This window comes from Streptomyces sp. NBC_01003 (assembly GCF_045162695.1).
GTDB lineage: Bacteria > Actinomycetota > Actinomycetes > Streptomycetales > Streptomycetaceae > Streptomyces.
Genome location: NZ_CP108707.1, coordinates 5,664,436 through 5,690,702, shown reverse-complemented (window position 1 = coordinate 5,690,702; position 26,267 = coordinate 5,664,436). Strand labels below are relative to the sequence as shown.

21 protein-coding genes are annotated in these 26,267 nt (G+C 73.0%); 14 read left to right on the top strand and 7 right to left on the bottom strand.

Annotated elements, in window-relative coordinates:
- Positions 1-162 precede the first annotated feature (162 nt).
- Both OG698_RS26150 and OG698_RS26145 read right to left on the bottom strand, forming a co-directional pair.
- On the bottom strand, positions 163-3,315 hold the full coding sequence (locus tag OG698_RS26150) for a sacsin N-terminal ATP-binding-like domain-containing protein (RefSeq protein ID WP_406111286.1): 3,153 nt from the start codon (positions 3,313-3,315) through the stop codon (positions 163-165).
- A gap of 89 nt (positions 3,316-3,404) precedes the next feature.
- Positions 3,405-4,328 (bottom strand): DUF3027 domain-containing protein, encoded by a 924-nt coding sequence (locus tag OG698_RS26145; RefSeq protein ID WP_399975008.1) that lies wholly within the window; start codon positions 4,326-4,328, stop codon positions 3,405-3,407.
- A 383-nt stretch (positions 4,329-4,711) separates the two neighbouring features.
- Between OG698_RS26145 and OG698_RS26140 the strand changes: the two genes are divergently transcribed.
- The 4 genes from OG698_RS26140 (at position 4,712) to OG698_RS26125 (ending at position 8,171) form a co-directional block, all read left to right on the top strand.
- Positions 4,712-6,061, top strand: a complete 1,350-nt coding sequence (locus OG698_RS26140; RefSeq protein ID WP_406111284.1) for an MFS transporter — start codon at positions 4,712-4,714, stop codon at positions 6,059-6,061.
- A 102-nt stretch (positions 6,062-6,163) separates the two neighbouring features.
- Entirely contained in the window at positions 6,164-6,640 is a 477-nt protein-coding gene (locus tag OG698_RS26135; protein WP_406105797.1) for a DUF2771 domain-containing protein, read from the top strand.
- A complete protein-coding gene (locus tag OG698_RS26130; protein WP_406105795.1) occupies positions 6,610-7,317 on the top strand; it encodes a futalosine hydrolase in 708 nt (235 codons plus the stop codon). The genes OG698_RS26135 and OG698_RS26130 overlap by 31 nt, the downstream gene beginning before the upstream one ends.
- Positions 7,314-8,171 carry a 1,4-dihydroxy-6-naphthoate synthase gene (locus OG698_RS26125; RefSeq protein ID WP_406105793.1) on the top strand — a complete coding sequence of 286 codons (858 nt, stop codon included), beginning with the start codon at positions 7,314-7,316 and terminating at the stop codon, positions 8,169-8,171. Before OG698_RS26130 ends, OG698_RS26125 begins: the two co-directional genes overlap by 4 nt.
- A gap of 166 nt (positions 8,172-8,337) precedes the next feature.
- Here the strand turns inward: OG698_RS26125 and OG698_RS26120 are convergent, their stop codons facing one another.
- The gene (locus tag OG698_RS26120; RefSeq protein WP_100595742.1) at positions 8,338-8,721 is read right to left on the bottom strand and encodes a cold-shock protein; all 384 of its coding nucleotides are present in this window, start codon (positions 8,719-8,721) and stop codon (positions 8,338-8,340) included.
- Positions 8,722-8,908: 187 nt separating this feature from the next.
- On the opposite strand from OG698_RS26120, the gene OG698_RS26115 reads away from it, so the two are divergent.
- The gene (locus tag OG698_RS26115) at positions 8,909-9,157 is read left to right on the top strand and encodes a hypothetical protein (protein WP_100595741.1); all 249 of its coding nucleotides are present in this window, start codon (positions 8,909-8,911) and stop codon (positions 9,155-9,157) included.
- Here OG698_RS26115 and OG698_RS26110 read toward each other — a convergent pair.
- Positions 9,136-9,783: an HAD family hydrolase gene (locus tag OG698_RS26110; RefSeq protein WP_406105791.1), complete on the bottom strand. Its 648-nt coding sequence runs from the start codon at positions 9,781-9,783 to the stop codon at positions 9,136-9,138. The genes OG698_RS26115 and OG698_RS26110 overlap by 22 nt on opposite strands.
- Positions 9,784-9,848: 65 nt before the next feature.
- Here OG698_RS26110 and OG698_RS26105 point away from each other — a divergent pair, with 65 nt between their 5' ends.
- From OG698_RS26105 to OG698_RS26090, 4 genes are read left to right on the top strand one after another with little or no spacing between them, the layout of a single operon-like run.
- Positions 9,849-10,865: an iron ABC transporter permease gene (locus tag OG698_RS26105; protein ID WP_326775202.1), complete on the top strand. Its 1,017-nt coding sequence runs from the start codon at positions 9,849-9,851 to the stop codon at positions 10,863-10,865.
- A complete protein-coding gene (locus tag OG698_RS26100; protein WP_406105789.1) occupies positions 10,862-11,923 on the top strand; it encodes a FecCD family ABC transporter permease in 1,062 nt (353 codons plus the stop codon). Before OG698_RS26105 ends, OG698_RS26100 begins: the two co-directional genes overlap by 4 nt.
- The gene (locus OG698_RS26095; RefSeq protein WP_406105787.1) at positions 11,920-12,783 is read left to right on the top strand and encodes an ABC transporter ATP-binding protein; all 864 of its coding nucleotides are present in this window, start codon (positions 11,920-11,922) and stop codon (positions 12,781-12,783) included. Before OG698_RS26100 ends, OG698_RS26095 begins: the two co-directional genes overlap by 4 nt.
- Positions 12,780-13,757, top strand: a complete 978-nt coding sequence (locus OG698_RS26090) for an ABC transporter substrate-binding protein (RefSeq protein ID WP_406105784.1) — start codon at positions 12,780-12,782, stop codon at positions 13,755-13,757. The genes OG698_RS26095 and OG698_RS26090 overlap by 4 nt, the downstream gene beginning before the upstream one ends.
- Positions 13,758-13,769: 12 nt before the next feature.
- Here OG698_RS26090 and OG698_RS26085 read toward each other — a convergent pair whose 3' ends face one another.
- On the bottom strand, positions 13,770-14,771 hold the full coding sequence (locus tag OG698_RS26085; protein ID WP_406105783.1) for a hypothetical protein: 1,002 nt from the start codon (positions 14,769-14,771) through the stop codon (positions 13,770-13,772).
- A 141-nt stretch (positions 14,772-14,912) separates the two neighbouring features.
- Between OG698_RS26085 and OG698_RS26080 the strand changes: the two genes are divergently transcribed.
- Both OG698_RS26080 and OG698_RS26075 read left to right on the top strand, forming a co-directional pair.
- A complete protein-coding gene (locus OG698_RS26080; RefSeq protein ID WP_406105782.1) occupies positions 14,913-17,426 on the top strand; it encodes a helicase-associated domain-containing protein in 2,514 nt (837 codons plus the stop codon).
- Positions 17,427-17,547: 121 nt separating this feature from the next.
- Positions 17,548-19,200, top strand: coding sequence for a DNA repair helicase XPB (locus OG698_RS26075; RefSeq protein ID WP_100595733.1), 1,653 nt, complete (start codon positions 17,548-17,550; stop codon positions 19,198-19,200).
- A gap of 60 nt (positions 19,201-19,260) precedes the next feature.
- Here the strand turns inward: OG698_RS26075 and OG698_RS26070 are convergent, their stop codons facing one another.
- Positions 19,261-21,537: a heavy metal translocating P-type ATPase gene (locus OG698_RS26070; RefSeq protein ID WP_406105780.1), complete on the bottom strand. Its 2,277-nt coding sequence runs from the start codon at positions 21,535-21,537 to the stop codon at positions 19,261-19,263.
- A gap of 190 nt (positions 21,538-21,727) precedes the next feature.
- Between OG698_RS26070 and OG698_RS26065 the strand changes: the two genes are divergently transcribed.
- Both OG698_RS26065 and OG698_RS26060 read left to right on the top strand, forming a co-directional pair.
- Complete coding sequence (locus OG698_RS26065; protein WP_406105777.1) at positions 21,728-22,708, top strand: hypothetical protein; 981 nt, start codon at positions 21,728-21,730, stop codon at positions 22,706-22,708.
- Between the two features lie 134 nt (positions 22,709-22,842).
- The gene (locus OG698_RS26060; protein ID WP_406105775.1) at positions 22,843-23,538 is read left to right on the top strand and encodes a copper homeostasis protein CutC; all 696 of its coding nucleotides are present in this window, start codon (positions 22,843-22,845) and stop codon (positions 23,536-23,538) included.
- Positions 23,539-23,715: 177 nt separating this feature from the next.
- On the opposite strand, the gene OG698_RS26055 is transcribed toward OG698_RS26060, so the two are convergent.
- A complete protein-coding gene (locus tag OG698_RS26055) occupies positions 23,716-25,767 on the bottom strand; it encodes a HelD family protein (RefSeq protein ID WP_406105773.1) in 2,052 nt (683 codons plus the stop codon).
- Between the two features lie 267 nt (positions 25,768-26,034).
- On the opposite strand from OG698_RS26055, the gene OG698_RS26050 reads away from it, so the two are divergent.
- The gene (locus tag OG698_RS26050) at positions 26,035-26,229 is read left to right on the top strand and encodes a hypothetical protein (protein ID WP_399974968.1); all 195 of its coding nucleotides are present in this window, start codon (positions 26,035-26,037) and stop codon (positions 26,227-26,229) included.
- Positions 26,230-26,267: the final 38 nt, after the last annotated feature.

Genomic DNA, 26,267 nt, shown 5'->3' with positions numbered 1-26,267 from the left:
CTGGTGCCGTCACGCGGGACCCAAGTGATCTAGGAGCCTGTTGGCTCGCAAGATCAGACATGCGACAGGAGGGGCTGGTTGTACGGGAGATGAAGATTTTGTGACCGGTTTACGCAACCCCGGCCTCCCCGTTACGGTTCGGGCGCGCCGGCCCTCACCGCCTCAGTCGAACCAGCGGTCCCGCGCCAGCTCCGCCGTGCGCGACGGGTCCTCCAGCAGCGCCGCGACCTCGAAGCGGCGCGGCCACTGCGCCGCCGCCCACGCCAGGCCCGCCGCCACGCCCTCCAGGGTCGACGCGTGGACCGTGCCGTCGGACGTGCGCCGCCAGTCGACCTCCACCCCGGCGACGAACAGCTCCTCGTGCTCGACGTACGCCTGCGGGGTCGCCGGCCCGAGCAGGGTCCGTACGGACTCCGGCACCGGGTGTTCGGCACCCTCCTGCGTGACCTCGGCGTCCGCGGTCGCGCTCAGCCGCCGCACCTGGAACAGTTCCGCCAGGTCCGCGGCCCGCCCCGGGCTCACCGGCAGCAGCGCAAGACCGCCGGCCAGGGGCAGCAGATCGGGCGCGTCCGCGACGACGGCGTCGGCCGCGTCCACGACCCTGACCTCGCCGTCCACCACGGCCCGCAGCTCGTCGGGCAGGGTCACCTGCTCCGGGTCGAGATCGGCCAGCGCCCCGTACAGGGCGTGGAGTTGGGACGCACCGACCTCGCGCTCCGGGTCGGCGAGGCGGTCGAGGAGCTCGGCCGCGCCGCCCGGCTCGTCGAGGAGCGAGGCGACCGACGTGCGGACGCCGAGTGCGCGCAGCACCTGCTCGTCCTCGAAGCCGGTCGCGTCCGCCGGGTCGTAGAGCCCGGCGAGCAGCGGGTCACCGCCGGCCGCGCGCAGACCGGCCGGCCGGCGGCCGTCGAGGACGGGGTGGTCACGCAGCCACCACGCCGTGTACGGGCGGACAATCTCGTGCGTGCCGTCGGGCAGCAGGACCCGTACGGGCTGGGTGAGGGCGTCGCGCAGCGGCGGGCGGGAGAGAAGGGCGAGGGCCTGGGGCCAGCGGTCGTCGTCGACGAGGTCCAGGTCGCGTACGGCGACGAGTTCGGTGGCGACGGGCGGCACGGGAGTGTCGGGCAGCCGGTCGAGTACGTCCTCGCACCACACGTCGACCGCGTCGAGCAGACCCGCGTCGTCCGGCTCCGCGAAGTCGCCTTCGCGCGGGTCGAGTTCGTCCGGGTCGAGGACCACGTCGGTGGCGCGGACCAGGGCGAACCCGGCAAGGACACCGCATGCGGCGAGCGGCTGCTCGCCCCACCGCTCGGCGAGGTCGCCGTCCACCATGCCGAGCTCACCCTCGCGGACGACCTGCGCGAACGGGCTGCCGGGCAGCGCGAGTTCACCGGCGGGCGCGAGTTCGCCCTCGTCGTCGGGCAGCGCGAGCGCGCCCAGCCACGGCTCGTCCCCGGGCTCCAGATTCGCGTCCCGTACGAGGGTGAGGACCAGCTCGGCCAGTTCGTCCACGCCGACCGGGCCGTCGTCGTCGAGGGACCAGGCGTCGTCGTCGAGCGAACCGGCGACGGCCGCCCGTACCTGAGGGGTCGTCAGGACGGCGCGGGGCGTCGCGGGCAGCGCGCCCAGCTTCTCGAGCAGGGGGTGCGCGGCGTCCACGTGGGCGACCTTGAGGCCGAGCCGGGCCAGCGTCTCGGCCGGTGTCGCGTCCGGCATGGGCAGCAGCACCTGCCGCGGCCCGATCGTCGTACGCCCCCCGGCCAGCGGCACCGGAAGCCCGGTGAGCCGGTCCGGGTCGACGCCCGCGAGGCTGTCGTACAGGCGCCGCCACCAGCCCGGTTCCTTCTCCAGACCGGCGAGCCGGTCGACGGCCTCCGTCAGCGGGACCCGGGCGACCTCCAGGGTCCGCAGCTCGACGCGGCGCTCCAGGCCCGCGGGCAGCAGGCTCGGCAGGACCTCGGCGAGGACCTTCACGGTCTCGGCGCCGGCGCCCTCGACGACCTCGGCCTCGCGCGGCCGCAGCGTCTCGGGCAGCCCGTCGGCGTCGTCCTTCGTGCGCGGCAGCGCGGGCGGCAGGAACGCGGTGCGGGGCAGCCGGGCCAGGATCGCGCCGCGGAGGCTGCCGTCCAGCTCGCCCCGGCCGAGCGGGCCCGGCACGAGGCCGAGGATCGCGGGGCTCACCGGGCGCCACCCGGCGAGGAGTTCGGCGTAGGCGTCGGCGGCGCGCTCCACCAGGAAGTCGGTGAGCGGCCCGGGGGCGGCGTGCCGCCGGGTCGTGTCGAGGGGGAACGACGCGATGAGAAGCGCGGGCACGCCGAGCGGCTCGTCGCTGGGGGTGGGCGCGTGCAGCACGGGCGCGCTGCGGGGCGGCTCGGGGGCGCCGTCCGCGTCCACCGCCACGGCCCAGGTCACGGACCAGTGCGGGCGCAGGCGCTCTTCGAGGGGCCGGTCGGCGAGGAGTGCGGCTTCGAGCGGGCCGTTGCGGGTGAGGACGCACCAGCGGGTCGTGACGCTCTCGCGCCTGCCGGACACGGCGTCCTCGCGCTCGTCGTCCACCGCCACGTACGGTCCCTCGGTCCTGCGGCGCAGGATGCGTGTACCGGACTCGGTCTCCACGACGACCTCGTCGAGGCCGGGCAGGGCGAGGAGCAGCGTGTCGTCGATGGCGTCGATGAGCCGCGCCGCGAGCGCCTGTGCCGCGGCGTCGCGCAGCGGCAGGATCACGACGGTCTCGTACGGGTCCGGGGCGGTGCCCTCCGCGGCGAACGGGAGCCTGAGCAGCGGCACATGGCCGTCCCGGCGGCGCAGTTCGTCGCCGAGGCCGGGGCTGTGCCGCGCGGTGTCGGCGGCGAGTCCGCGCGCGTCGGTGAGCGACCAGCGCACCCCGCCCGTGCGGCCGACGACCGCGGGCTCGTCGGTCACGGCGAGGACGGCGGCGAACCCGACGCCGAACCGGCCCACCGCGCCGTCGCTCTGCTCACGCTTGGCGGAGGCCCGCAGCGTGGACAGCGACTCGACACCGGCGGCGTCCAGCGGCGCGCCGGTGTTCGCGGCGACGAGCACACCGTCGCGCAGGGTCAGGGAGAAGCGACCACCTGAGGTGCCACCGGCGCGGGCGGCGGCGTCGGCGGCGTTCTGGGCGAGCTCGACGACAAGACGGTCGCGGTAGCCGCCGAGGGCGAGGTCCTCCTCGGCGTTGGCGTCCTCACGGAAGCGGGCCGGGCTGCCTGCCCAGGCATCGAGCAGCCCACGCCGCAGACGGGCCGTCCCGAACGGGTCCATCCCCTCGGCTGCCGGGCGCACGATCTTGCTCACGCTCACGGTGTGGTCTCCCTCTGCCGTTCACCCAGGCCAACCCTGGCGACGCAGACGCTACCGCGCTCGCGGAAAGAGAACTGCGAGGGCTACGAGTGGCCGAGGTCCTCCGTGCCGTCCGGGGTCGTCGGGACCGAGCCCGAGTCTGCCGACGGGCGCAGCGGGAACGGGTCCACGCGCGTTTCGTCGATCACCGGCGGGGCCGGGCGCGGGGGCTTCGGCATGACGGCCGCCTCGGAGTGGCCACCACAGCCGTACGAGAGGGAGACGACCCGGCCGTCCGCCGGGGAGAACTCGTTGCCGCAGACGCCGAAGGCCTGGCCGAGCGAGCCGCCGATCGGGGCGAGGAAGCCGCAGGACACACAGGTGGCGGGCGCCGCCTGGGCCATCTGCGTCTTCGCCCCGTACGCCTCGTCCCAGCGGTCTGCCGCGATGTGCAGGCCGTACCGGGACAGGACCCGGGCGCGCCGCATGCCGAGCTCCTCGGCGACCGACGCGATGGAGCCGCGCTCGGGCGCGATGGGCAGTTCCGCGGGCGGTCCCACCGTCAGCTCGGCGTCCTCCGCCTCGACGAGTTCGGCCATCTCCTCGGACACCGCGGAGTTCGGCGGCGGGAAGTCCTCACCCGAATAGCCGGGCTCGAGCCGAAGATCCTCGGCGTCGGTCGGGAGCAGGTCCCCGGGGCCCATGTCGCCGGGCCGCAGCCGCTCGCTCCACGGCACCCACTCGGGGGCGAGGAGCGCGTCGGGGCCGGGCAGCAGAACCGTCTCGTCGAGGGTGACGACCTTGGCGCGGGAGGCCCGAGCGACCGTCACGGCCCACCGCCAGCCGCGGTAGCCGAACTCCTTGCACTCGAAGAGATGCGTGACCACCCGGTCGCCCTCGACGACGACGTCGACGTGCTCGCCCACGACTCCTGGCGCGGCGGCCTCCTCGGCCGCGGTCCGCGCGAGGCCTACCGCCTCGGCGCACAGACGGTCAGGGGTGCGGCTTCGCGTTGTCGCTGCGCTCACAGGTATCGCTTCTCTCCTACGCCGTCTCACGAGTGCGCCACCCTTGCGCGGGGGTACGGACGGAGCGGACCAAGGGGCCGCGTCGACGTCCGCGCCCGAACGCCCTCGGGCGCACCTACGTCACCCATTCTGCGGGATGACCGAGAGGCGCGCGGCCGAGGACAGCTGCCGCAGGCGCGTTACGCACGCTACCTTCTCCCGGCCCGTGCGCCCACACCGACGTACAACTAGCTGTGTCCTGCACCACGCGGCGGGGCGGTTCCGGGGGGTCGTACCGGCGACCCGCTCAGCCGATATCGGCACTAGTCACCACCTTCCGGGGGCACTATGGCTGAGTGACTTCCGCGAGGTCGTCGGCGCGCGCAGCAGGCGGATCGGGCCCGGTGCTCAGGGCGGTCCGCGGGCTCGGGCGCGCCCTGCACCTGCCGTTCACCGGTACGGCGCGCGGGATTCGCAAAGCGACCCACGCGCACGGCGCGGGCGAGTCGGGTCTGGGAAAACTGATCGAACTGCACGCGGTGAACGGCGCCGGCGACGTCATGATCACCATCGCGCTCGCGTCCACGGTGTTCTTCTCAGTACCGACGGACGAGGCGCGCGGGCGCGTCGCCCTGTACCTCGGCATCACGATGGCGCCCTTCACACTCCTCGCACCCGTCATCGGGCCGCTCCTGGACCGGCTGCCGCACGGGCGGCGCGCCGCGATGGCCGCTTCGATGCTGGCTCGGGCGCTCCTCGCGATCGTCCTGTCCGGGGCGGTGGTCAGCGGCGGCGTGGAGCTGTACCCGGCGGCGCTGGGCGTCCTGGTGGCGTCCAAGGCGTACGGAGTGGTCCGCAGCGCCGTCGTGCCGCGCCTGCTGCCGCCCCGCTTCTCCCTGGTCAAGGCCAATTCGCGGGTGACGCTCGGCGGACTCCTCGCCACCGGTGTGGCCGCGCCGGTCGGCGCCGGGCTCCAGTTGCTCGGGCCGCGCTGGCCCCTCTACGGCGCGTTTGTGATCTTCATTTCGGGGATGGTGCTGTCCTTCCAGCTGCCGCACAAGGTGGACTCCGCGAAGGGCGAGGGGAAGGCGCTCCTGGCGGCCGACGAGCAGCATCTGCACGGGCCGCACAAAGAGGCCACCAAGCAGAAGCGCCCCGGTCTGCGCACGGTCGGCCCGGCCGTGACGCACGCGCTGTTCGTCAACGCCTCGCAGCGCTGCCTCTCCGGCTTCCTGATCTTCTTCCTGGCGTTCCTGCTGCGCGAGCACCCCATGTCGGGGCAGAGCGCCGCCGTGTCGCTCAGCATCGTCGGCGTCTCGGCGGGCGCGGGCAACGCGCTGGGCACGGCCGTCGGGGCATGGCTCAAATCACGGGCGCCCGAGATCATCATCGTGACGGTGGTGGCGGTGGTCCTTGGCGTGGCGATCACGGCCGCGCTGTTCTTCACCGCGTTCCTCACGGCGTGCCTTGCGGCCGTCGCCGGGTTCGCGCAGGCCCTCTCGAAGCTGTCCCTGGACGCCCTGATCCAGCGCGACGTCCCCGAGGAGGTCCGCAACTCCGCGTTCGCCCGCTCCGAGACCCTCCTCCAGATGGCGTGGGTCCTCGGCGGCGCCATCGGCATCGCGCTGCCCCTGAACGGAGCACTGGGCCTCGGTGTCGCCGCGGCGATCGTCGGAACGGGCTGGCTGACGACCGTACGGGGCCTGCTGGCCGCCGCGCGCCACGGCGGCCAGGCACGCAGCCGCGTGGCGTGAGGGACGGCCGGGAGAGCCGGAGATCCGCCCCGGATGGCGTGAGCATGCGGCACGCCGCACCCGCATGGCGAGTGTGCGCGGGCCGCCAGATAGCCTGCCCGCATGACCTCCCTGCGTTTCACCGTGCGCAACCGCCGCACCGTGGCAGCCGCCGGCGCCGTCGCTGCCGGGCTGCTCGTCCTCTCGGCCTGCGACAAGCCGACGCCGCTGGCGACCATCACGGTCGGCCGCTCCACGGTGACGTCGGAAGCAGCCTGCTACAACGACGGCAAGGCCCTGGACGCCACCGCGCTGAAGGACTGCCTCAAGAACAAGGACATCAAGTCCATCAAGGTCGACCCCGACGCGACGGTCCGCTTCGGCGTCGACCCGGACATCGCGAAGAAGGGCTGGACCCTGCTGATGAACGGTCAGGCGCTGACCGACGCCAGCAAGAAGACCTACCGCACCGTCCCGGGCAGCGTGTTCTTCAACCAGCAGTACGGCGCCACGGGCAGCTCCACGACGGTCTCCATCGTCGAGGGCAGCGGCTCGAACGCGACCGGCCTGTGGTCGTTCAAGCTCAAGAAGGACGCCTGACGGACAGCGGGCGGGTCCTGATCGCCACCGCCGTCCCCGCGGAGCGGGACGCGGTGGCCAGGGGCCTGTCCGAGGCGGGCGCCGCGCACCCTGCCGTCGATGTCGTCGCGGTGGGCGTCGGGCCCGCCGCCGCGGCGGCCGGTACCGCCACCGCCCTCACCACCGCCGCCCTGTCGGGGCGGCCGTACGGCCTGGTCGTCTCCGCCGGCATCGGCGGCGGGTTCCAGCCGGACGCCCCGCTCGGCTCCGTCGTCGTCGCCGACGCGCTGACCGCCGCCGACCTGGGCGCCGAGACCCCCGACGGCTTCCTGCCCGTCACCGAGCTCGGCTTCGGCACAGTCACGCACCGCCCGCCGCCCTCCCTCGTACGGGACGTCGCCGCGGCCACCGGTGCGCTCACCGGCACCGTCCTGACCGTCTCCACCGTGACAGGCACCGCGGCCCGCGCCGCCGAACTGCAACGCCGTCACCCCGGCGCCGCCGCCGAGGCGATGGAGGGCTTCGGGGTCGCCGAGGCGGCCGCCGCGCACGGCGTGCCCGTCCTGGAGATCCGCGCGGTCTCCAACGCCGTCGGCCCCCGCGACCGCGCGGCCTGGCGCATCGGCGACGCACTCGCGGCGCTGACCGAAGCGTTCGGGAAGTCCGCGCCCGTACTGGAGAGTTGGAACCGCACATGACGCACCCCGAAGAACTCCGGATCGCCTTCTCGCCCTGCCCGAACGACACGTTCGTCTTCGACGCGTGGGCCCACGGCCGCGTCCCCGGGGCGCCCGCCCTCGACGTGACCTTCGCCGACATCGACATCACGAACGGCGTCGCCGAGCGCCGCTCCCCCGACTTCGACGTGCTGAAGGTGTCGTACGCCGTCCTGCCGTACGTCCTCGACGACTACGCGCTGCTGCCCTGCGGCGGCGCGCTCGGCCGGGGCTGCGGCCCCCTCGTGCTCACGCGCGAGCCGGGCGTCGACCTGAGCGGGAAGACGGTCGCCGTCCCCAGCGAGAAGTCGACGGCGTACCTGCTGTTCCGCCTGTGGACCGCGGACGTCGTGCCCGGCGGGGTCGGCGAGGTCGTCGTGATGCCGTTCGACGAGATCATGCCCGCCGTGCGGGACGGCAAGGTCGACGCCGGACTCGTCATCCACGAGGCCCGCTTCACGTACCAGAACTACGGTCTGCACTCCCTCGCCGACATGGGTGAGCACTGGGAGAACACGACCGGGCTGCCCATCCCGCTCGGCGCGATCATCGCGAAGCGGAGCCTGGGCGAGGACCGCCTGCGCCAACTCGCCGACACGGTCCGCACGTCGGTACGCATGGCCTGGGACGACCCGGAGGCCTCCCGCCCCTACGTCCTCGAACACGCCCAGGAGATGGACCCGTCCGTCGCGGACCAGCACATCGGCCTGTACGTCAACGAGTTCACAGCCGACCTCGGCGAGAACGGATACGCGGCGATCCGAGGCTTGCTGACGCGCGCTGCGGCCGAGGGCCTGGTCCCCGCACTTCCCCCCGGCGCCCTGTCATTCCCCTGAACGCACCGGCCGGACGGAGTCCGGCACAGCCGCCCGAAGCCTGCGAAGCGGCGCGAGGGCGGCAGAAAAGCGGGGCCACGGCGATCCGCGGTCCGCTGACTCGCGCTGCGGCCGAGGGCCTTGTGCCCGCCCTCGGCCCGGGTGCGCTCGCGTTCCCGTAACGCGGTCAGACGTCCAACTGGTCGGCCACCGCCCGCAGCAGGCCCGCGATTTTCGCGCCGGAGGCCTTGTCCGGGTAGCGGCCCTTTTCCAGCATCGGCGTGATGTTCTCGAGGAGCGTCGTCAAGTCCTGGACGATCGAGGCCAGTTCGTCCGGCTTGCGGCGCTGTGCCGCGGCCACGGACGGGGTCGGGTCGAGGATCGTCACGGAGAGCGCCTGGTCGCCGCGCTGTCCCGCGACGACGCCGAACTCGACACGCTGGCCCGGCTTGAGAGCGTCCACGCCGTCGGGAAGTACGGAGGAATGCACGAAGACGTCGCCGCCGTCGTCGCGGGAGAGGAAGCCGAAGCCCTTCTCGCTGTTGAACCACTTGACCTTGCCGGTAGGCACGTGAAGTCCTCGTCCTCGTACTCGTCATGCCGTTCCGAGCGATGAAGAACGGCGCTGAAAACGGCTCTGGATAGCACTGCAGCGGGCCGCCCGACCCGCCGGCACCAGGCTAATGGTCCAGGAGCCGGTGACAAGACGGCCCGAGGAACCCGGATTGTTCCCTCGCGCTGGGAACTACCCTGGTCGGGTGCGTGACAAAACCCAAGCGAATTCCGCAGGACCCGGCGACCGCCTCGTCAAGGCCGGCGGCATCGTCTTCATCGTCGGAGCCGTGGCCACCCTGGCCACGATGGCCCCACTGTTCCTCGGAACCGACCCGTTCCCGCCCGTCGCCTACGCGGTGTGCATGCTGATGGGCGTCGGCTTCCTGATCTCCGCGGCCGGAGTGCTGCGCGGGATCGCCGTGCAGCGCCGTCAGGCCCGCTCGGCGACGTAGGCCTCCAGCCAGGCGGGGAACTCCGTCAGATCCGCGAGCACCACGTCCGCGCCGGCCTCGCGCAGCTCCGCCGCGTCGCACGGCCCGGTCGTCACCGCGACGGACAGCGCCTCGGCGGCGCGGGCGCCGCGCACGTCGCCGGTGTGGTCACCGACGTACACGGACGCACCGTGCTCGCGCAGCGCCGTCGCCTTGCCCTCGGCCCACAGATTGCCGATGACCTCGTCGGCGGCGATGTCCAGGTGTTCCAGGTGGAGCTTCGCGCTGGGCTCGTACTTCGCCGTCACGACGATCACCCTGCCGCCCGCCGCGTGCACCGCGGCGACGGCCTCGTGCACGCCCGGCATCGCGTACGTCCCGGTGATGGCGTGTGCCGGGTAGAGCTCCCGGTACAGGTCGGCCATCTCCGGGATCCGCTCCTCGGGGAACCAGTACGCGAGCTCCTGCTCCAGCGGCGGGCCGAGCCGCGTCACGATGAGATCGGCGTCGAGCTGCGCGCCGGTGCGCTGGGCGAGTTCCAGCCACGTGTCCCTGATTCCCGGCCGTGAGTCGATCAGCGTCATGTCGAGGTCGAAGCCGACCGTCGGTCCCGAAGCTGATCCGTTCGCGCTCTCGTATGCACCCATAGGAGCCATTGTGCCTGGGCGTACGATTGCCGCTTAGCCAAGCCTTACCAACCTCGGATTGGTCCATGGGTCAGATCTCAGCCGCCCCCGCCGCGCGGCGACGCATCGTCTGGACGGCGGCCGCGCTCGTGGCCCTCGTTCTCGCGGTCCTGTTCAGCCTCGCCGTGGGCGCCCGCGCGATCGCCCCGTCAGCGGTCCTCGACGCGCTCGTGCACGGCGGCCACAGCGACGACGCCGAGGTCATCAGGGGCCTGAGGCTGCCGCGCACGCTGGTCGGCCTGATGGTGGGCGCCGCGCTCGCCCTCGCCGGGACCGTCCTCCAGGGCATCACCCGCAACCCCATCGCCGACCCCGGGATCCTCGGCATCAGCCAGGGCGCGTCCGTCGGCGTCGTCCTCGCGATCGCGTTCGCCGGCATCCACACGCTCACCGGCTATGTCTGGTTCGCGTTCGCGGGCGCCGCGCTCGCGTCCGTCGCCGTCTACGCCATCGCCTCCAGCGGGCGCGGCGGCGCGACGCCGGTGAAACTCGCGCTCGGGGGCGCCGCGATCAACGCGCTCCTGGTCTCCGTCACCACGGCCGTCCTCACCACGAAGGCGTCCGCCATGGACGAGTTCAGGTTCTGGCAGGTGGGCTCGCTGTCCGGCAGGGACGCGCACATCGTGGGCCAGATCTGGCCGTTCCTCGTCGTCGGCGTGCTCCTCGTGCTGTCCGTCGCGCGCGGCCTCGACGCGCTCGCGCTCGGCGAGGACGTCGCCAAGGGCCTCGGCCAGCGGGTCGCGACCGTACGGATCGTCGGCGGCCTCGGCGCGACCGTCCTCACCGGCGTCGGAGTGGCCGCGGCCGGTCCGATCGCCTTCATCGGCCTGGCCGTTCCGCACATAGCCCGGGCCGTCGTGGGCAGCGACCACCGCTGGGTCCTGCCGATGGCGGCCCTCATCGGCCCCGTCATGCTCCTCGTCTCCGACACCGTGGGCCGCGTCGTCTTCCCGCCGAGCGAGGTGCCCGCGGGCGTGATGACCGCGCTGATCGGCGTCCCGTTCCTCGTCACCCTGGTCCGGCGCAAGGCGGTTCCCGCATGAGTACGACCACCGCGCCCCGGGTCCGCCCCGCCGGGTACTCCGTCGTCCGGGCGGGCGGCGCCGCCTTCCTCCTGCACCGCAGGGCCGCCGTCGCCGCCGCGTCCCTGGTGGTCCTCCTCGCTGCCGCCTGCCTCGCCTACCTCTGCGTCGGCGAGTCGTTCATCGCCCCCGGCGAAGTCCTCAGGGTCATCACCGGCCGGCCGTCGCCGGACGAACTCGTCGTCGGCACGCTGCGCGCCCCCCGCATGGTCGTCGGCCTCCTGGTCGGCGCCGCGTTCGGCGTCGCGGGCGCCCTCATCCAGACCGTCGCCCGCAACCCCCTCGCGTCCCCCGACATCATCGGCATCAGCCAGGGCGCGAGCGCGCTGACCGTCGGCGCGATGACGTTCGGTGTCACGTCGTACGCGGTCCTGCCCTACCTCTCCGTACTCGGCGGCCTCCTCGCGGCGCTCCTCGTGTACGCCTTCGCCTGGCGCGGCGGACTCCACGCGACGCGCTTCGTCCTCATCGGCATCGGCTTCGCCATCGCGCTGCGGTCGGTGACGACGCTCTTCATGACGAAGGGCGACTACCTCGTCGCCCAGCAGGCGCAGATCTGGATGACGGGCTCGCTCAACGGCCGCGGCTGGGCGGAGGCCGCCCCGCTCGGCTGGACCCTCCTCGTCCTCGTCCCGTTCGTCGCGTGGGCCGCGCGCGCCCAGCGCACCGTGGCCCTGGACGACGACACGGCGACCGCGCTCGGCGTCCGCCTCGGCCGTGTACGCCTCGGCCTCGTCCTGCTCGGCGTCGTCCTCGCGTCCGTCGCGACCGGCGCCGCCGGGCCCGTCGACTTCGTCGCGCTCCTGGCCCCGCAGATCGCCCGCCGGGTGACCCGTACCGCCCAGATCCCGCTCCTGTGCTCGGCGCTCCTGGGCGCGTTCATCGTCGTCGTGGCCGACCTGCTGGCCCGGCGCCTGTTCTCCCCCACCGAACTCCCGGTGGGTGTCCTCACGGCCGCCGTCGGGGCGCCGTACCTGATCTGGCTCATCATCCGCAGCCGCACGGGAGGAAACCGGTGACCCGGCTCAGCACCAGCGCGCTCACCCTCGCCTACGAGGACCGCACCGTCGTCCACGACCTCGACCTCGCCGTCCCCGACGGCCGCGTCACCGTCATCGTCGGACCCAACGCCTGCGGCAAGTCGACCACGCTGCGCGCCCTCGGCCGGCTCCTCAAGCCGAAGAGCGGCTCCGTACTCCTCGACGGCGAAGCGCTCACCAGGCTGCCCACCAAGAAGATCGCCCAGCAGATCGGGCTGCTGCCGCAGACGCCCGTGGCGCCCGAGGCGATCACCGTCGCCGACCTCGTGGCCCGCGGCCGCCAGCCCCACCAGCACTGGTGGCAGCAGTGGTCCGACGCCGACGAGCGCGCCGTCACCGAGGCCATGGAACGCACCGACGTCGCGGCCCTCGCCGACCGCTCCGTCGACGAGCTCTCCGGCGGCCAGCGCCAGCGCGTCTGGATCGCCATGGCGCTCGCCCAGGAGACCGAACTGCTGCTCCTCGACGAGCCGACCACGTATCTCGACATCGCCCACCAGGTCGAAGTCCTCGACCTGGTAAGCCAGTTGAACCACGACAAGGGCCGCACCGTCGTCCTCGTCCTGCACGACCTCAACCAGGCGGCGCGCTACGCCGACCACCTCGTGGCCATGAAGTCCGGCCGCATCGTCGCCGAGGGCCCGCCCGCCGAGGTCGTCACGGCGGACCTCGTACGGGAGGTGTTCGGCCTGGACTGCGTGGTCGTCCCCGACCCGGTGACCGGCTCGCCGCTGATCGTGCCCGGCGCCCCCTGGCAGGCCGACGCCCGGCCCGGCGGACGGTCCGTTGCCCGGCCCGCCGCCCCGTCCGACTCCCTCTCCCGGAAGGCAGCCACATGACCCGCAGCGACCACCGCGCCCTCACCGCCGGAGCGCTCGTCCTGACCGGCGCCCTGGCCCTGACCGCCTGCGGCTCGTCCGGCGGGGACTCCGGCTCCGACGCGGCTGCCTCGACATCCCCGAAGACGCACACCGTCAGTACGGCGATGGGTGACGTGAAGGTGCCCGAACACCCCACGCGCGTCGTCGTGCTGGACACCGGCGAGCTCGACTCCGCGCTCACCCTCGGCGTGAAGCCCGTCGGCGCGACCCACGCGGCGACGGAGGAGGGCCTCCCCTCGTACCTGCCCGGAGACGAGGTGAAGGGCATCAAGGAGGTCGGCGAGATCGCCAACCCCGACATGGAGGCCGTCGCCGCCCTCAAGCCCGACCTCATCCTCACCAGCAAGGTCCGCGACGGCGCCCGCTACGAGCAGCTCAGCGCCATCGCCCCGACCGTGATGACGGAGTCCACCGGCACCGCCTGGAAGGAGAACTTCCAGGTCCACGCCGACGCGCTCGGCAGGAAGGCCGAGGCGAAGAAGGTCATCGCCGACTACGACGCGCACGTCGCGAAGGCGACCGCCGCGATCGGCGGCAAGGAGAAGGCCGCCGCGACGGACATCAACTTCGTCCGCTTCGTCGAGGGCGCCGACATCCGCATCTACGGCAGGCAGAACTACATCGGCTCGATCCTCGCCGACCTCGGCGTCGGCCGCCCCGCCGTCACCGACAAGGCCAAGGACGGGTTCTCGTACGACGTGAGCCCCGAGAAGATCGACCTCGCGGACGCGGACGTCATCTTCACCTCGACCTACGGCGACCCGGGCAAGGCCAAGGCGACCCGGACGATGAAGAGCGGCCTGTGGAAGAACCTCAGGGCGTCCAGGGACGGCAAGGTCTTCGAGGTCGACGACAACCTGTGGATCGCGGGCATCGGCTACACCGCCGCGCACCAGATCCTCGACGAGTTCCAGAAGGACCTCACCGCGTAACAGGCCCTCGCGTCACGGCCGTTGCCGCTGCGATCTCCACACCACGAAGAGCGCGGAGGCGACGGCCGCCCCCCGCACCACCCACGGCCACGTCGTGCCGATCGCGTCGCTCATCCGCCCGTCGGCGATCGGCTCGCCCCAACGCCCGGTGTTACGGCCCCACAGCCACACGAGCCCGGCCGTCACCGCGAGCCCCGGCAGCCACAGCACGGCCACCTTCGACTCGCCCACGCTGAGGCGCCGCGACCCGTACGCGATGATCCAGCCGAGGCCCAGCGCGAACCAGTTGCCCATGACCGCGCCGGCCACGAGGAGCGCGGCGGCGAGCAGCAGGAGCGGGTTCGACCAGCCGGGCAGGAACGGGAGGCGGCGCCCCCGGGACGTCTTCTCCGTGCCCGTCTCCGGCTCGTCGTCCGGGAGTTCGTCCTCCGTCGCGGCCACGGCCTTGCGTGCCTTGGGCAGGAGCGGGTCGTCCTTGCCCGGCGGCTTGAGTATCTCCGGGATCTCGACGCCGCCCACGAATCCCGGCACGCTGTCCGCAACGCCGAACGGGCTGCTGTCCACGCGCCACCAGTCCGGCTCCGAACCCGGCTCCCCCAGCTCGTCCGTCCCCGCCAGATGCGGCGGCGACGGCGCGTCCCGCACCTCCTCGTCCTCCTGCGGCTGCGCGCGCGGGCCCGGCACGATCCGCCGAAGGCCCTTCGGACGGGGCTCCTTGGGCCGCTGCTCCTTCGACCTCTGCACGGGCACCGCCGCCCGCGGCGCCTCCGGCTCCGCCGGACCGCGGCCCCTGCCCGCGCCCATCACCACCTCGTCCGGCGTGCCGAGGCGCTCCAGGATCCGGCGCACGGCAGCCGGGCTGTCCACCGTCGTTTTCGCGCGCCGCGTCTCGATCTCGTTGCGCAGTTCCGACACCAGGCGCATCCGTGTGCCGGAGGGCAGCTGACGCTGCTGGGCCAGGTCGCCGACCCGGCTCAGATAGTCGAAGACGAGCTGATCGCTCTCGATCCCCACGAAGTCCCCTCCGGGGTGGCGGTGTTGACGGTTCGTTCACCCGTTTTACGACGTTACCGTGCCCGGCGCGGCACCGGGGGCCTCTTCCGGGCCCAGCGGGGCCGCCGCCCGGCGGGCCGGTCAGGCGCTACCGTGGCCCGGATGAGCACTCACGAGCCGGACCGCGCCGCCGAGGACGGGAGCGGGACGGGGAGTACGGCCCCCCGGTCCCTCGCCGAGGCGTTGCGCGCCCGCGACGACGCCTCCCTCGGCGCACTCCTGCGCGCCCGCCCCGATCTGCTCAACCCCGTTCCCGGCGACCTCACGCAGCTCGCCACCCGTGCGGGCACCCGCGCCTCCGTGATCCGTGCGCTCGAGCACCTGGACCGCTTCACGCTCCAGACCGCGGAGGCGCTGGCCGTCGCCCCGGAACCCGCCACGTACGGCACCCTCCTCGCCCTGCTCGCCGGGGACGAGGGTGACGACGCGGGAGCGGAAGCCCGTACGGTCTCCGCCGCTCTGCCGCACGCCGTCGCCGCCCTGCGCGAACAGGCCCTGCTCTGGGGGCCCGACGACCGGCTCCGCCTCGTGCGCACCGCCCGTGAACTGCTCGCCCCCGCACCCCAGCGGCCCTCCCCCACCGGCCTCGGCCCCACCGTCGCCGAGGCCACCGCGGGCATGTCCCCCGGCCGCGTCCAGGAGATCGTGACGGCCGCGGGCCTCGCCTCCACGCACGACCCGGTCTCCGCCGTCGCCTCGCTGACCGCGCTCTTCACCGACCGGCCGCGCATGTCGGCCCTCCTCGACGAGGCGCCCGCGGACGCCGTCGAGGTCCTCTCCCGGCTCGTCTGGGGCCCGCCCTACGGCCAGGTCACCGCCGAGCCCGCCGCCCATCTGCGCTGGCTCCTCGACCGCGGACTCCTCCTGCCGACCGCCCCCGGGACCGTCGTGCTGCCCCGCGAGGCCGCCCTCCACCTGCGCGGCGGACGCGCCCACCGCGCCCTGGAACCCGTACCCCCCGCCGTCGAACCCGCCGCCACCCACCGCCCCACCGTCGTGAACGCGACCGGCGCCGGGCAGGCCTACACCGCGCTCGCCACCGTCGAGGAGCTGCTCAAGGACTGGGACGAGGGCGGGCCCGCCGTTCTCCGCGCCGGCGGGCTCAGCGTGCGCGACCTCAAGCGCACCGCCGCCGCCCTCGACACCACCGAGCCCCTCGCCGCGTTCTGGGTCGAACTCGCCTACGCGGCCGGGCTCATCGCGTCCGACGGCGAGGCCGACGAGCAGTACGCCGCGACGCCCGCCTACGACAACTGGCTGGAGCAGCCCGCCGCCGAGCGCTGGGCGCGGCTCGTCGCCGCCTGGCTCCCCGCCACCCGTACACCCGGGCTCGTCGCCGGGCGCGACGGCGGCGTCGCCGCCGCCGGGCGCACCCTCTCCGTGCTCGGGCCGCACCTCGACCGCTCGGCCGCCCCCGAGGTCCGCCGCCGCGTGCTCGCGCTCCTCTCCGAGCTGCCCGAAGGCGCCTCCCCGGCTCCCGAGACCCTCCTCGCCCGGCTCCGCTGGGAGCGGCCCCTGCGCGGCGCCGCCGCCTCCTCCGACGAGGCCGGTGACCCCGACGACCTGCGCGCCCGCATCGCCCGGTGGACCCTCACGGAGGCGGAGCTGCTCGGCTTCACGGGTCGGGGTGCCCTGTCCGAGCATGGGCGGGCGCTCCTTGAGGACGGTGTCACGACTGATGCGGAGGCGGCCGCCGTCGCTCTGCTCGCTCCGCTGCTGCCCGAGCCGCTGGACCATGTCCTTCTTCAGGCCGACCTGACCGCGGTCGCCCCCGGGCCCCTGGAACGGCCCCTCGCCGAGGCGCTCTCCGTCCTCGCCGACGTGGAGTCCAAGGGCGGCGCGACCGTCTACCGGTTCACCCCCGGGTCCGTACGGCGCGCACTCGACTCCGGCCGCACCGCCTCCGACCTGCACGACTTCCTGAACACGCACTCCCGTACGCCCGTCCCGCAGCCCCTCGCGTACCTCATCGACGACGTGGCCCGTAAGCACGGGCATCTGCGCATCGGCGCCGCCTCCGCGTACGTGCGCTGCGACGACGACGTGCTCCTGGGCGAGATCCTCGCCGACAAGCGCTCCGCCGCCCTGCGCCTGCGGCGGCTCGCGCCGACCGTCCTCGCCGCGCAGGCCGACCCCGCGGCGCTCCTGGAGGGCCTGCGGCAGATGGGGTTCGCGCCCGCCGCGGAGACTCCCGAGGGCGATGTGCTGATCACCCGCGCCCACGCCCACCGCACTCCGCCGCGCAGCGCCCCCGAGCCCGTCCCGGAGGGGCCGCCCGTCCCGGACGGCACGCTCCTGACCGCCGCCGTGCGCGCGATCCGCGCGGGTGACCTCGCCTCCACGACGCCGCGCAAGCACGCGCCGGGCGAGCAGAGCGGGGCGCTTCCCCGCACCAGCGCGGCGGACACGCTGGCCACGATGCAGGCAGCCGTCCTGACGGGTGAGGCCGTGTGGATCGGCTATGTGAACGCGGAGGGCTCCGCCAGCCAGCGCGTGATCGCCCCGATCCGGGTGGAGGGCGGGTTCGTCACCGCGTACGACCACACGGCGGACGAGGTGCGGACGTATCCGCTGCACCGGGTGACCGGGGTGGCCGAGCTGGAGGCCGAGGCCTGACGCCGGGGTCCGTGCCCCCACGTCCCGTCGTCGGCGGCCGACCGTACGCGGTTCGTACGCGCCATGCGGCACACTGGACGTTTGGCCCCGCGCCTCGCGGAGCGCGGTGGAAGGGATACACGTGAACGGACCGCTCATCGTCCAGAGTGACAAGACGCTGCTCCTGGAGGTCGACCACGACCAGGCCGACGCCTGCCGTCGCGCCATCGCGCCCTTCGCCGAGCTGGAGCGCGCCCCGGAGCACATCCACACCTACCGGCTGACGCCGCTCGGGCTGTGGAACGCGCGGGCCGCCGGCCACGACGCCGAGCAGGTCGTGGACGCCCTCGTCGAGTACAGCCGCTACCCCGTCCCGCACGCGCTCCTGGTCGACATCGCCGAGACCATGGACCGGTACGGGCGTCTCACGCTGTCCAAGCACCCGGCGCACGGCCTCGTCCTGACCACCACGGACCGGCCGGTGCTCGAGGAGATCCTCCGTTCCAAGCGCGTGGCCCCGCTGGTCGGCGCCCGCATCGACGCCGACACCGTCGCCGTGCACCCCTCGGAGCGCGGCCAGATCAAGCAGACGCTCCTCAAGCTGGGGTGGCCCGCCGAGGACCTCGCCGGTTACGTGGACGGCGAGGCGCACCAGATCGATCTCGCGGAGGACGGCTGGGCGCTGCGCCCGTACCAGAAGCAGGCCGTCGAGGGCTTCTGGCACGGCGGGTCCGGCGTGGTCGTGCTGCCCTGTGGCGCCGGTAAGACGCTGGTGGGCGCCGGTGCCATGGCCGAGGCCAAGGCGACGACGCTCATCCTCGTCACCAACACGGTCTCCGCCCGGCAGTGGAAGCACGAGCTGGTCAAGCGGACGAGCCTGACCGAGGACGAGATCGGCGAGTACAGCGGGACGAAGAAGGAGATCCGGCCCGTCACCATCGCCACGTATCAGGTGCTGACCACGAAGCGGAAGGGCATCTATCCGCATCTGGAGCTCTTCGACTCCCGCGACTGGGGGCTCGTGATCTATGACGAGGTGCATCTGCTGCCCGCGCCCGTCTTCAAGTTCACCGCCGACCTCCAGGCCCGGCGGCGCCTCGGCCTCACGGCGACGCTGGTGCGTGAGGACGGGCGCGAGTCGGACGTCTTCTCGCTGATCGGCCCCAAGCGCTTCGACGCTCCGTGGAAGGAGATCGAGGCCCAGGGCTACATCGCGCCCGCCGACTGTGTCGAGGTGCGCGTCAATCTGACCGACAGCGAGCGGCTCGCCTACGCGACCGCGGAGGCCGAGGAGAAGTACCGCTTCTGCGCCACCACCGCGACCAAGCGGAAGGTGACGGAGGCCCTCGTGCGCAAGCACCAGGGTGAGCAGACCCTCGTCATCGGGCAGTACATCGACCAGCTCGACGAGCTGGGCGAGCATCTGGACGCCCCCGTCATCAAGGGCGAGACCAGCAACGCCCAGCGCGAGAAGCTGTTCGACGCGTTCCGCAACGGCGAGATCTCCGTGCTCGTCGTGTCCAAGGTCGCCAACTTCTCCATCGACCTGCCCGAGGCCACGGTCGCGATCCAGGTGTCCGGCACCTTCGGGTCCCGGCAGGAGGAGGCACAGCGCCTCGGCCGCGTCCTGCGCCCGAAGGCCGACGGGCACGAGGCCCGCTTCTACTCCGTCGTCGCCCGCGACACCATCGACCAGGACTTCGCGGCGCACCGCCAGCGCTTCCTCGCCGAGCAGGGCTACGCGTACCGGATCGTCGACGCGGACGAACTCCTCGCGGGCGAGCAGGGCAGCTGACCGTCAGCAAGCGGGGCCCGTCCACCGTGTGTGGACGGGCCCTCGCCTTGCCAGTTGTCGCTACGACTGCGGCCTGAAGTTCCTCAGCCGCAGGCTGTTGCCCACGACGAACACCGACGAGAACGCCATCGCCGCGCCCGCGATCATCGGGTTCAGCAGGCCCGCCGCGGCCAGCGGCAGCGCGCCGACGTTGTAGGCGAACGCCCAGAACAGGTTGGTGCGGATCGTCCCCAGCGTCCGCCTGGACAGGCGGATCGCGTCGGCCGCCGCCCTCAGGTCGCCCCGGACCAGCGTCAGGTCGCCGGCCTCGATCGCCGCGTCCGTGCCCGTGCCCATCGCGAGCCCCAGGTCGGCCTGCGCCAGGGCCGCCGCGTCGTTGACGCCGTCGCCGACCATGGCCACGGAACGCCCTTCGCCCTGAAGCCTCTTCACCACGTCGACCTTGTCCTGCGGCATGACCTCCGCGATCACCTCGTCGATACCGACCTCGGCGGCCACCGAACGCGCCACGGCTTCGTTGTCGCCGGTGAGGAGGATGGGTGTCAGGCCGAGGGCCCGCAGTCGCCGTACCGCTTCCGCGCTGGTCTCCTTCACCGCGTCCGCGACTTCGAGGACCGCCCTGGCCTCCCCGTCCCAGGCCACCGCGACGGCCGTGCGCCCCGCCGCCTCGGCCTCCGCCCTGGCCCGCTCCAGCTCCACCGGCAGCCGGATCTCCCACTCGGCAAGGAGCTTTTCGCGGCCGACGAGTACGGCGTGGCCGTCCACGATGCCCTGCACGCCGAGCCCGGGAAGGTTCGCGAAGTCCTCGACGGCGCCGAGCTCGCCCACCTTCTCGCGGGCCCCGTCGGCGATGGCCTGCGCGATCGGGTGCTCCGAGGAGTGCTCCAACGCCCCCGCGACACGCAGGACTTCACCCGTGTCCGTGCCGTCCGCCACGTGTGTGGCGAGCAGCGTCATCCGGCCGGTCGTGACGGTTCCGGTCTTGTCGAGGACGATCGTGTCGACCGCGCGCGTGGTCTCCAGGACCTCCGGGCCCTTGATGAGGATGCCGAGCTGCGCGCCGCGTCCCGTGCCGACCATCAGCGCCGTCGGTGTGGCGAGGCCCAGGGCGCAGGGGCAGGCGATGATGAGGACGGCGACGGCCGCGGTGAAGGCGGCCGTGATCCCGGCGCCGTTGCCGAGCCAGAACCCGAGCGTGGCCAGCGCGAGCCCGATGACGACCGGCACGAACACGGCGGAGATCCGGTCGGCGAGGCGCTGCGCGGCGGCCTTGCCGTTCTGCGCGTCCTCCACGAGGCGTGCCATACGGGCGAGTTGGGTGTCGGCGCCGACGCGGGTGGCCTCGACGACGAGGCGTCCGCCGACGTTCAGCGTCGCGCCGGTGACGGCGTCCCCGACTGCGACCTCCACGGGCACGGACTCGCCGGTCAGCATCGAGGCGTCGACGGCGGAAGCGCCCTCGACCACGACGCCGTCGGTCGCGATCTTCTCGCCGGGCCGTACGAGGAACCGGTCGCCGACCTTCAACTCGGCTACGGGGACGGTCTCTTCACGTCCTCCCTCGCGCACGAGCGTGACGTTCTTGGCCCCGAGTTCGAGCAGCGCCTTGAGCGCCGCGCCGGCCTTCCGCTTGGACCTGGCCTCGAAGTAACGCCCGGCGAGGATGAAGGCGGTGACTCCGGCGGCGGCCTCCAGGTAGATGTTCCCGGCGCCGTCGCTGCGGGCGATGGTCAGCTCGAAGGCGTGCGTCATGCCCGGCATGCCGGCGGTTCCGAAGAAGAGCGCCCACACCGACCAGAGGAACGCGGCCGACGTCCCGACGGAGATGAGCGTGTCCATCGTCGCGGCGCCGTGCCGCGCGTTCGTGAAGGCGGCCTTGTGGAAGGGCCAGGCCGCGTACGTCACGACGGGCGCCGTCAGCGTGAGGGACAGCCACTGCCAGTACTCGAACTGGAGGGCGGGGATCATCGCCATCGCCACGACGGGCACGGCCAGCACCACGGCGGTGATCAGCCGCTGCCGGAGCGGCGCGAGCGAGTCGGCCGACCCGTCCGATTCCGCTTCCTCCGCCTTTTCCTCGACGGTCCGGGGCGGTTCCTGGGCCGTGTACCCGGTGGCCTCGACCGTCGCGATCAGGTCGGCCACGGCCACCCCGTCGGCGAAGGTGACCTTCGCCTTCTCCGTCGCGTAGTTGACGGTCGCCGCCACGCCGTCCATCCGGTTCAGCTTCTTCTCGATCCGGGCGGCGCACGAGGCACAGGTCATGCCGCCGATGGCGAGTTCCACCTCTGCCGCCTGGGCGGCGGAGGGCGCGGTGGCGGCTGGGTGCGCCGACATGAGGCCTCCTCGGTTGCGGTCTGGCTCCGGTACCCGGGGTGGGTATCGCTTACGAGATCCAATCTATACCCATGGGGGGTATCCAACGCAAGCGTTCCCGCCACTTGACTTCATACCCCCCAGGGGTATCGTCGACCATCATTCGCCGGACACCGACACCGTCCGCACCGTCCGCACACCAGGAGCCGTCATGAAGACCGGACTGAAGATCACCGCCTTCGCAGCCGCCGTCGCCGCGACCTTCGGCACCGCGTACGGGGTGGGCAAGGGCGTCGACCCCATAGCCGCGGGCGAACAGAAGACGGCAGGGCATGCGGAGGCAGGGCATGCGGCGGGAGGGCATGCGGCGGGAGGGCATGCGGAGACAGGACGTACGGAGAAGGCGCAGGACGGGCACGCCGGCCACGGCGCATCGGACACCGCGGCCGCCGCCGTCCCCGGCGGGCTGCAGATCTCCGAGCGCGGCTACACGCTCGACCTGCGGACCCGGCGCATCGCCGCCGGCGAGCGCACCGAGCTGAGTTTCGCGATCACGAAGGACGACACGGGCCGCAAGGTCACCGCGTACCGGACGAAGCACGGCAAGCAGCTGCACCTGATCGTGGCCTCGCGGGACCTCACGGTCTACCGCCATCTGCACCCGGCCCGCGCGGCGGACGGCACCTGGAAGACGCCGGTCGAGCTGCCGAAGGCGGGCGGTTACCGGGTCTTCGCCGACTTCGCCCCGCAGGCGGAGAAGGAGGGCCTCACCCTCGGGGCGGACCTGTCGGTCACCGGAAAGTACGCACCCCGAGACCTCCCGGCAGCCTCGCGGACCACCGACGCCGGCGACGGCTACGAGGTGCGGCTGGGCGGGGACCTCGGCGCGGGCTCGGCGAGCGAGCTGACCCTGAGCGTCGCGAGGAACGGCAAGCCGGTCACCGACCTCCAGCCCTATCTCGGCGCGTACGGGCATCTGGTCGCCCTGCGCTCCGGAGACCTCGCGTATCTCCACGTCCACCCGAACAAGGGCGGGCCGGGGCCGGAGGTCTCGTTCACGGCGACGGCGCCCAGCAACGGGACGTACCGCCTCTTCCTGGACTTCAAGCACAACGGCACCGTGCGGACGGCGGAATTCACGGTGCACGCCGGGCAGAGCGCGGGTGATCATTCGCAGGGGCACGGCCACTGATCGTCTGTCGGCGCGGGCCGTCTGCGCGTAGGCTGGCCTATTGGACTAGACCTCTAGGCCTGTTGTGACGACAGGCCCTGGGGCCCGGCCACCACCGCATCCGCACCCGCCTTCGCAACCGACAAAGGGGTCCCATGAGCAAGCGTGCAGTCCTGGAGGTGATCGCGCTCGACGCCGAGGACGCCGTCGCGGCCCAGGCGGGCGGCGCCGACCGCCTTGAGCTGGTCACCGACATGGCGGCGGACGGGCTCACCCCGTCGCGCGAGACGTTCGGCCGGATCCGCGCGGCCGTCGGCATCTCGCTGCGGGTCATGATCCGGCTCGCGGACGGTTTCGCCGCGGGCGACCTGGACGCGCTGGCCGAGACCGCGCGCGGGCTGCGCGCGGAGGGGGCCGACGAGTTCGTGCTCGGCTTCCTCGACCCGGCGGGCGGCCCCGACCTCGCGGCGGTCGAACGGATCACGGCCGAGCTGGACGGCTGCCGCTGGACGTTCCACCGCGCGATCGACCGGACCGCGGACCGCGGCGCCCTGCGCAAGCACCTCGCGCACGCGCCGGGCCTCGACACCTACCTGACGGCCGGTTCGCCGGACGGGGTGGACGCCGGGCTCGACGTCCTGACGGCAGAGGCGGCCCGCTCGGGCGAACCTGGTTACGAGCAGCAGATCCTGGTCGGCGGCGGCCTCCGCCTCGACCACCTGCCGCGCCTGAAGGCGGCGGGCATCGACGCCTTCCACATCGGCGGCGCGGCCCGCCCCCGGGGCTGGACGGCCCCGGTGTCGACGGAGTCGGTCCGCACGTGGCGCGAGGCGGTCGACTCCGGGGCCTAGGGTCTTTCGTTTGGATCAGGCCGGATCAGGGAGCGGGGTCATGGGGGTCCCCCCTGCTCGAGCGCAGCCGAGAGCTTGGGGGAGTCGGCGACTGACGACAACGCCGCGAGGTACGGCACCAGACCCCGCGAGCCCGGCGTGATCCGAACGAAAGACCCTAGGGGTGTCCGGCGGCCGTCACCCCGCCAGCTGCTCCGGCAGCTCCGCGGCGTGGATCACGACCAGACCGGAGACGGCTCGGGTCAGCGCCACGTACAAACGCCGCAGTCCGGTCCGCTCGTCGGGTTCGCCGTCGACGACGGCGGCGGGCTCGTCGAGGACCACGTAGTCGTATTCGAGGCCCTTCGCGAGCGAGGCCGGTACGAGGGTGAGACGGGTCTGCGCGGTGGTCTCCTCGCCGGGGCCCAGATACGTGAGTCCGGCGTCCGCGAGGGCCGCGGCCAGGTCCGGGACGCGGGCGTCGGCGGCGATGAGGCCCACGGACCCCTCCCGCTCCAGCGCCTCGACGCACGCGGCGACCACGTCGTCGGTCCCGCGCGCAGCCCCCCGGACCTCGAAGGCGCCGGGGTTCTCACGGACGGACGAGACCGGGGCGAGCCCGGGCGCGATGTGGGGCAGCAGCCGGGACGCGTACGCGATGACGTCGCGCGGCACGCGGAATCCGACGGTCAGCTCCTCGACCACGGCCTCCTCCTTGCCCAGATGCCGCAGCGCCTCGGCCCAGCTGCGCGTGGCCCAGGGCGTCGTGCCCTGCGCGAGGTCGCCGAGGACGGTGGCGGACCCGGTGGTGCAGCGCCGCCCGACGGCCCGGTACTGCATGGGCGACAGGTCCTGCGCCTCGTCGAGCACCACATGCCCGAGGGAGTGCGTACGGGCCACGAGATCGGTGACCTCGTCGATCAGCACGGCGTCGGCGGAGGACCACTTGGCGGCCCGCACACTGCGCGCCGGCCGCTCCCACAGCACACACTTCTGCTCCTCCTCGCTGAGGACACCCTCCGCGTGCTCGGCGAGGAACTCGGCGTCGGACAGCAGCCGCAGCACGAGCTTCGCGGGATCGACGGCGGGCCAGAGGACCTTCACGGCGGCCTTGACGGCCGCGTTCCTGGCCACGGCGTCCTGCACACGGTCGTCGGGCGCCTCTCCCGACCGCTCCATCTGTACGAGGACGGCGTGGGCGATGCGCTGCGGAAGTGCGTCGCGGGCGGCGCCGTAACGCATGTCGCGCGCCATCAACTCCCGCACGATCTCCTCCAGTTCGTACGCGGGCAGCCGCCACCGCCGGGACCCGCGCACGACCACGACGGGCTCCACGGGCAGCGTGATGTGCGACCGCACGGCCCGCCGCAGGACCTCGGCCATCCGCGCGTCACCCTTCACCACGGCGGTGTCCGCGCCGTCAGAGCCCCGCACCTCCACATGGGCGACGAGGTCGTCGACGGTGGCCTGCTTGACCTCCAGCTCACCCAGCGCGGGCAGCACCTGCTCGATGTAGTGGAGGAAGGACCGGTTCGGCCCGATGACCAGGGTCCCGGTGCGGGCGAGCCGCTCGCGGTGGGCGTACAGCAGATAGGCGACACGGTGGAGGCCGACGGCGGTCTTTCCTGTACCGGGCCCTCCCTGGACGCACACGGACCCCGAGAGCCCGCTCCGCACGATCTCGTCCTGCTCGGGCTGGATGGTGGCAACGATGTCGCGCATGGGCCCGACGCGGGGGCGCTCGATCTCGGCCTGGAGCAGCGCGCTCACGACCTCGGCCTCGGCCTCGGCCTCGGCGGGATCGGACAGCCGCTCGTCCTCGTACGCGGTGAGGTCCCCGCCCGTGTACCCGAACCGCCGGCGCAGCCCGACGTCCATCGGGTCCTTCTTCGAGGCGCGGTAGAAGGGCTGCGAGACGGGGGCGCGCCAGTCGATGACCATCGGATCGCCGACCGCGTCATGAACATGCCGCCGCCCGATGTAGAACCGCTCGCCGCCGGCCCCTTCCGCCTGGTCGGCGCCGGGGGCGTGCAGGTAGTCGAGCCGCCCGAAGAACAAGGGGGTGTGCGACAGATCGGCCAGGGCCTTGATCCGGTCGTCGATCTGGCGCTGCAGAACGGCGGCGTTCACCCAGTTCGCGGTGACGTCGGCGATGTCGAGGGATTCCACGTCCTCGCGCATGGCGCGCAGGGCGGAACGGGACGACGTGAGGTGGGCGCGCTCGCGGGAGAGCGGGTCGTCGAGGGACACGGGCGATGCCTCCGGGCTCCGGGGGGGGTTCGGTTACACACGGCAGCCGGCCGGTTTCCGTCCGGGCGGCGGCGCTCCACGGAGGGAGGCGGGCAAGGCGGACCACCTTACTCCCGCCCCAACGCGCGACCAACACATTTATTTCCCGTTTTCCGGGGAGCCGTGAGGGCCCTAGGGGACGGAGTCACCCCAAGGACGCACGCCCGCCGCCGCAACCTACACCTCCGGACCGATGTGCACTGAATGCCCGTATTCCACTATGGAGGCATGACGACCATGACCTTCACTCACGGTGCCACCGCAGCCACAGAAACCCACCACCCCCACCGCCTCGGAAACGTCCTGCGAGCGGCCAAGGTCATCGTGACCTCGGCGCTCGGCGTGGTCCTTCTGGGCGAGTACGACGAGGAGGCCGGCGTACAGAGACGATCAGGCCCGTACGAGCCACCCCCGGACCAGTGAGTGCCGACGGGGCCTGCCGACGAGGTTCACCGGCAGGG

Bases quoted from the DNA above. Each gene is read 5' to 3' on its own strand.
- OG698_RS26090 (WP_406105784.1), top strand. From the start codon at position 12,780: ATGACCCGCAGCGACCACCGCGCCCTCACCGCCGGAGCGCTCGTCCTG.
- OG698_RS26135 (WP_406105797.1), top strand. From the start codon at position 6,164: ATGACCTCCCTGCGTTTCACCGTGCGCAACCGCCGCACCGTGGCAGCC.
- OG698_RS26125 (WP_406105793.1), top strand. From the start codon at position 7,314: ATGACGCACCCCGAAGAACTCCGGATCGCCTTCTCGCCCTGCCCGAAC.
- OG698_RS26050 (WP_399974968.1), top strand. From the start codon at position 26,035: ATGACGACCATGACCTTCACTCACGGTGCCACCGCAGCCACAGAAACC.
- OG698_RS26100 (WP_406105789.1), top strand. From the start codon at position 10,862: ATGAGTACGACCACCGCGCCCCGGGTCCGCCCCGCCGGGTACTCCGTC.
- OG698_RS26060 (WP_406105775.1), top strand. From the start codon at position 22,843: ATGAGCAAGCGTGCAGTCCTGGAGGTGATCGCGCTCGACGCCGAGGAC.
- OG698_RS26065 (WP_406105777.1), top strand. From the start codon at position 21,728: ATGAAGACCGGACTGAAGATCACCGCCTTCGCAGCCGCCGTCGCCGCG.
- OG698_RS26080 (WP_406105782.1), top strand. From the start codon at position 14,913: ATGAGCACTCACGAGCCGGACCGCGCCGCCGAGGACGGGAGCGGGACG.
- OG698_RS26110 (WP_406105791.1), bottom strand. From the start codon at position 9,783: ATGGGTGCATACGAGAGCGCGAACGGATCAGCTTCGGGACCGACGGTC.
- OG698_RS26070 (WP_406105780.1), bottom strand. From the start codon at position 21,537: ATGTCGGCGCACCCAGCCGCCACCGCGCCCTCCGCCGCCCAGGCGGCA.
- OG698_RS26105 (WP_326775202.1), top strand. From the start codon at position 9,849: ATGGGTCAGATCTCAGCCGCCCCCGCCGCGCGGCGACGCATCGTCTGG.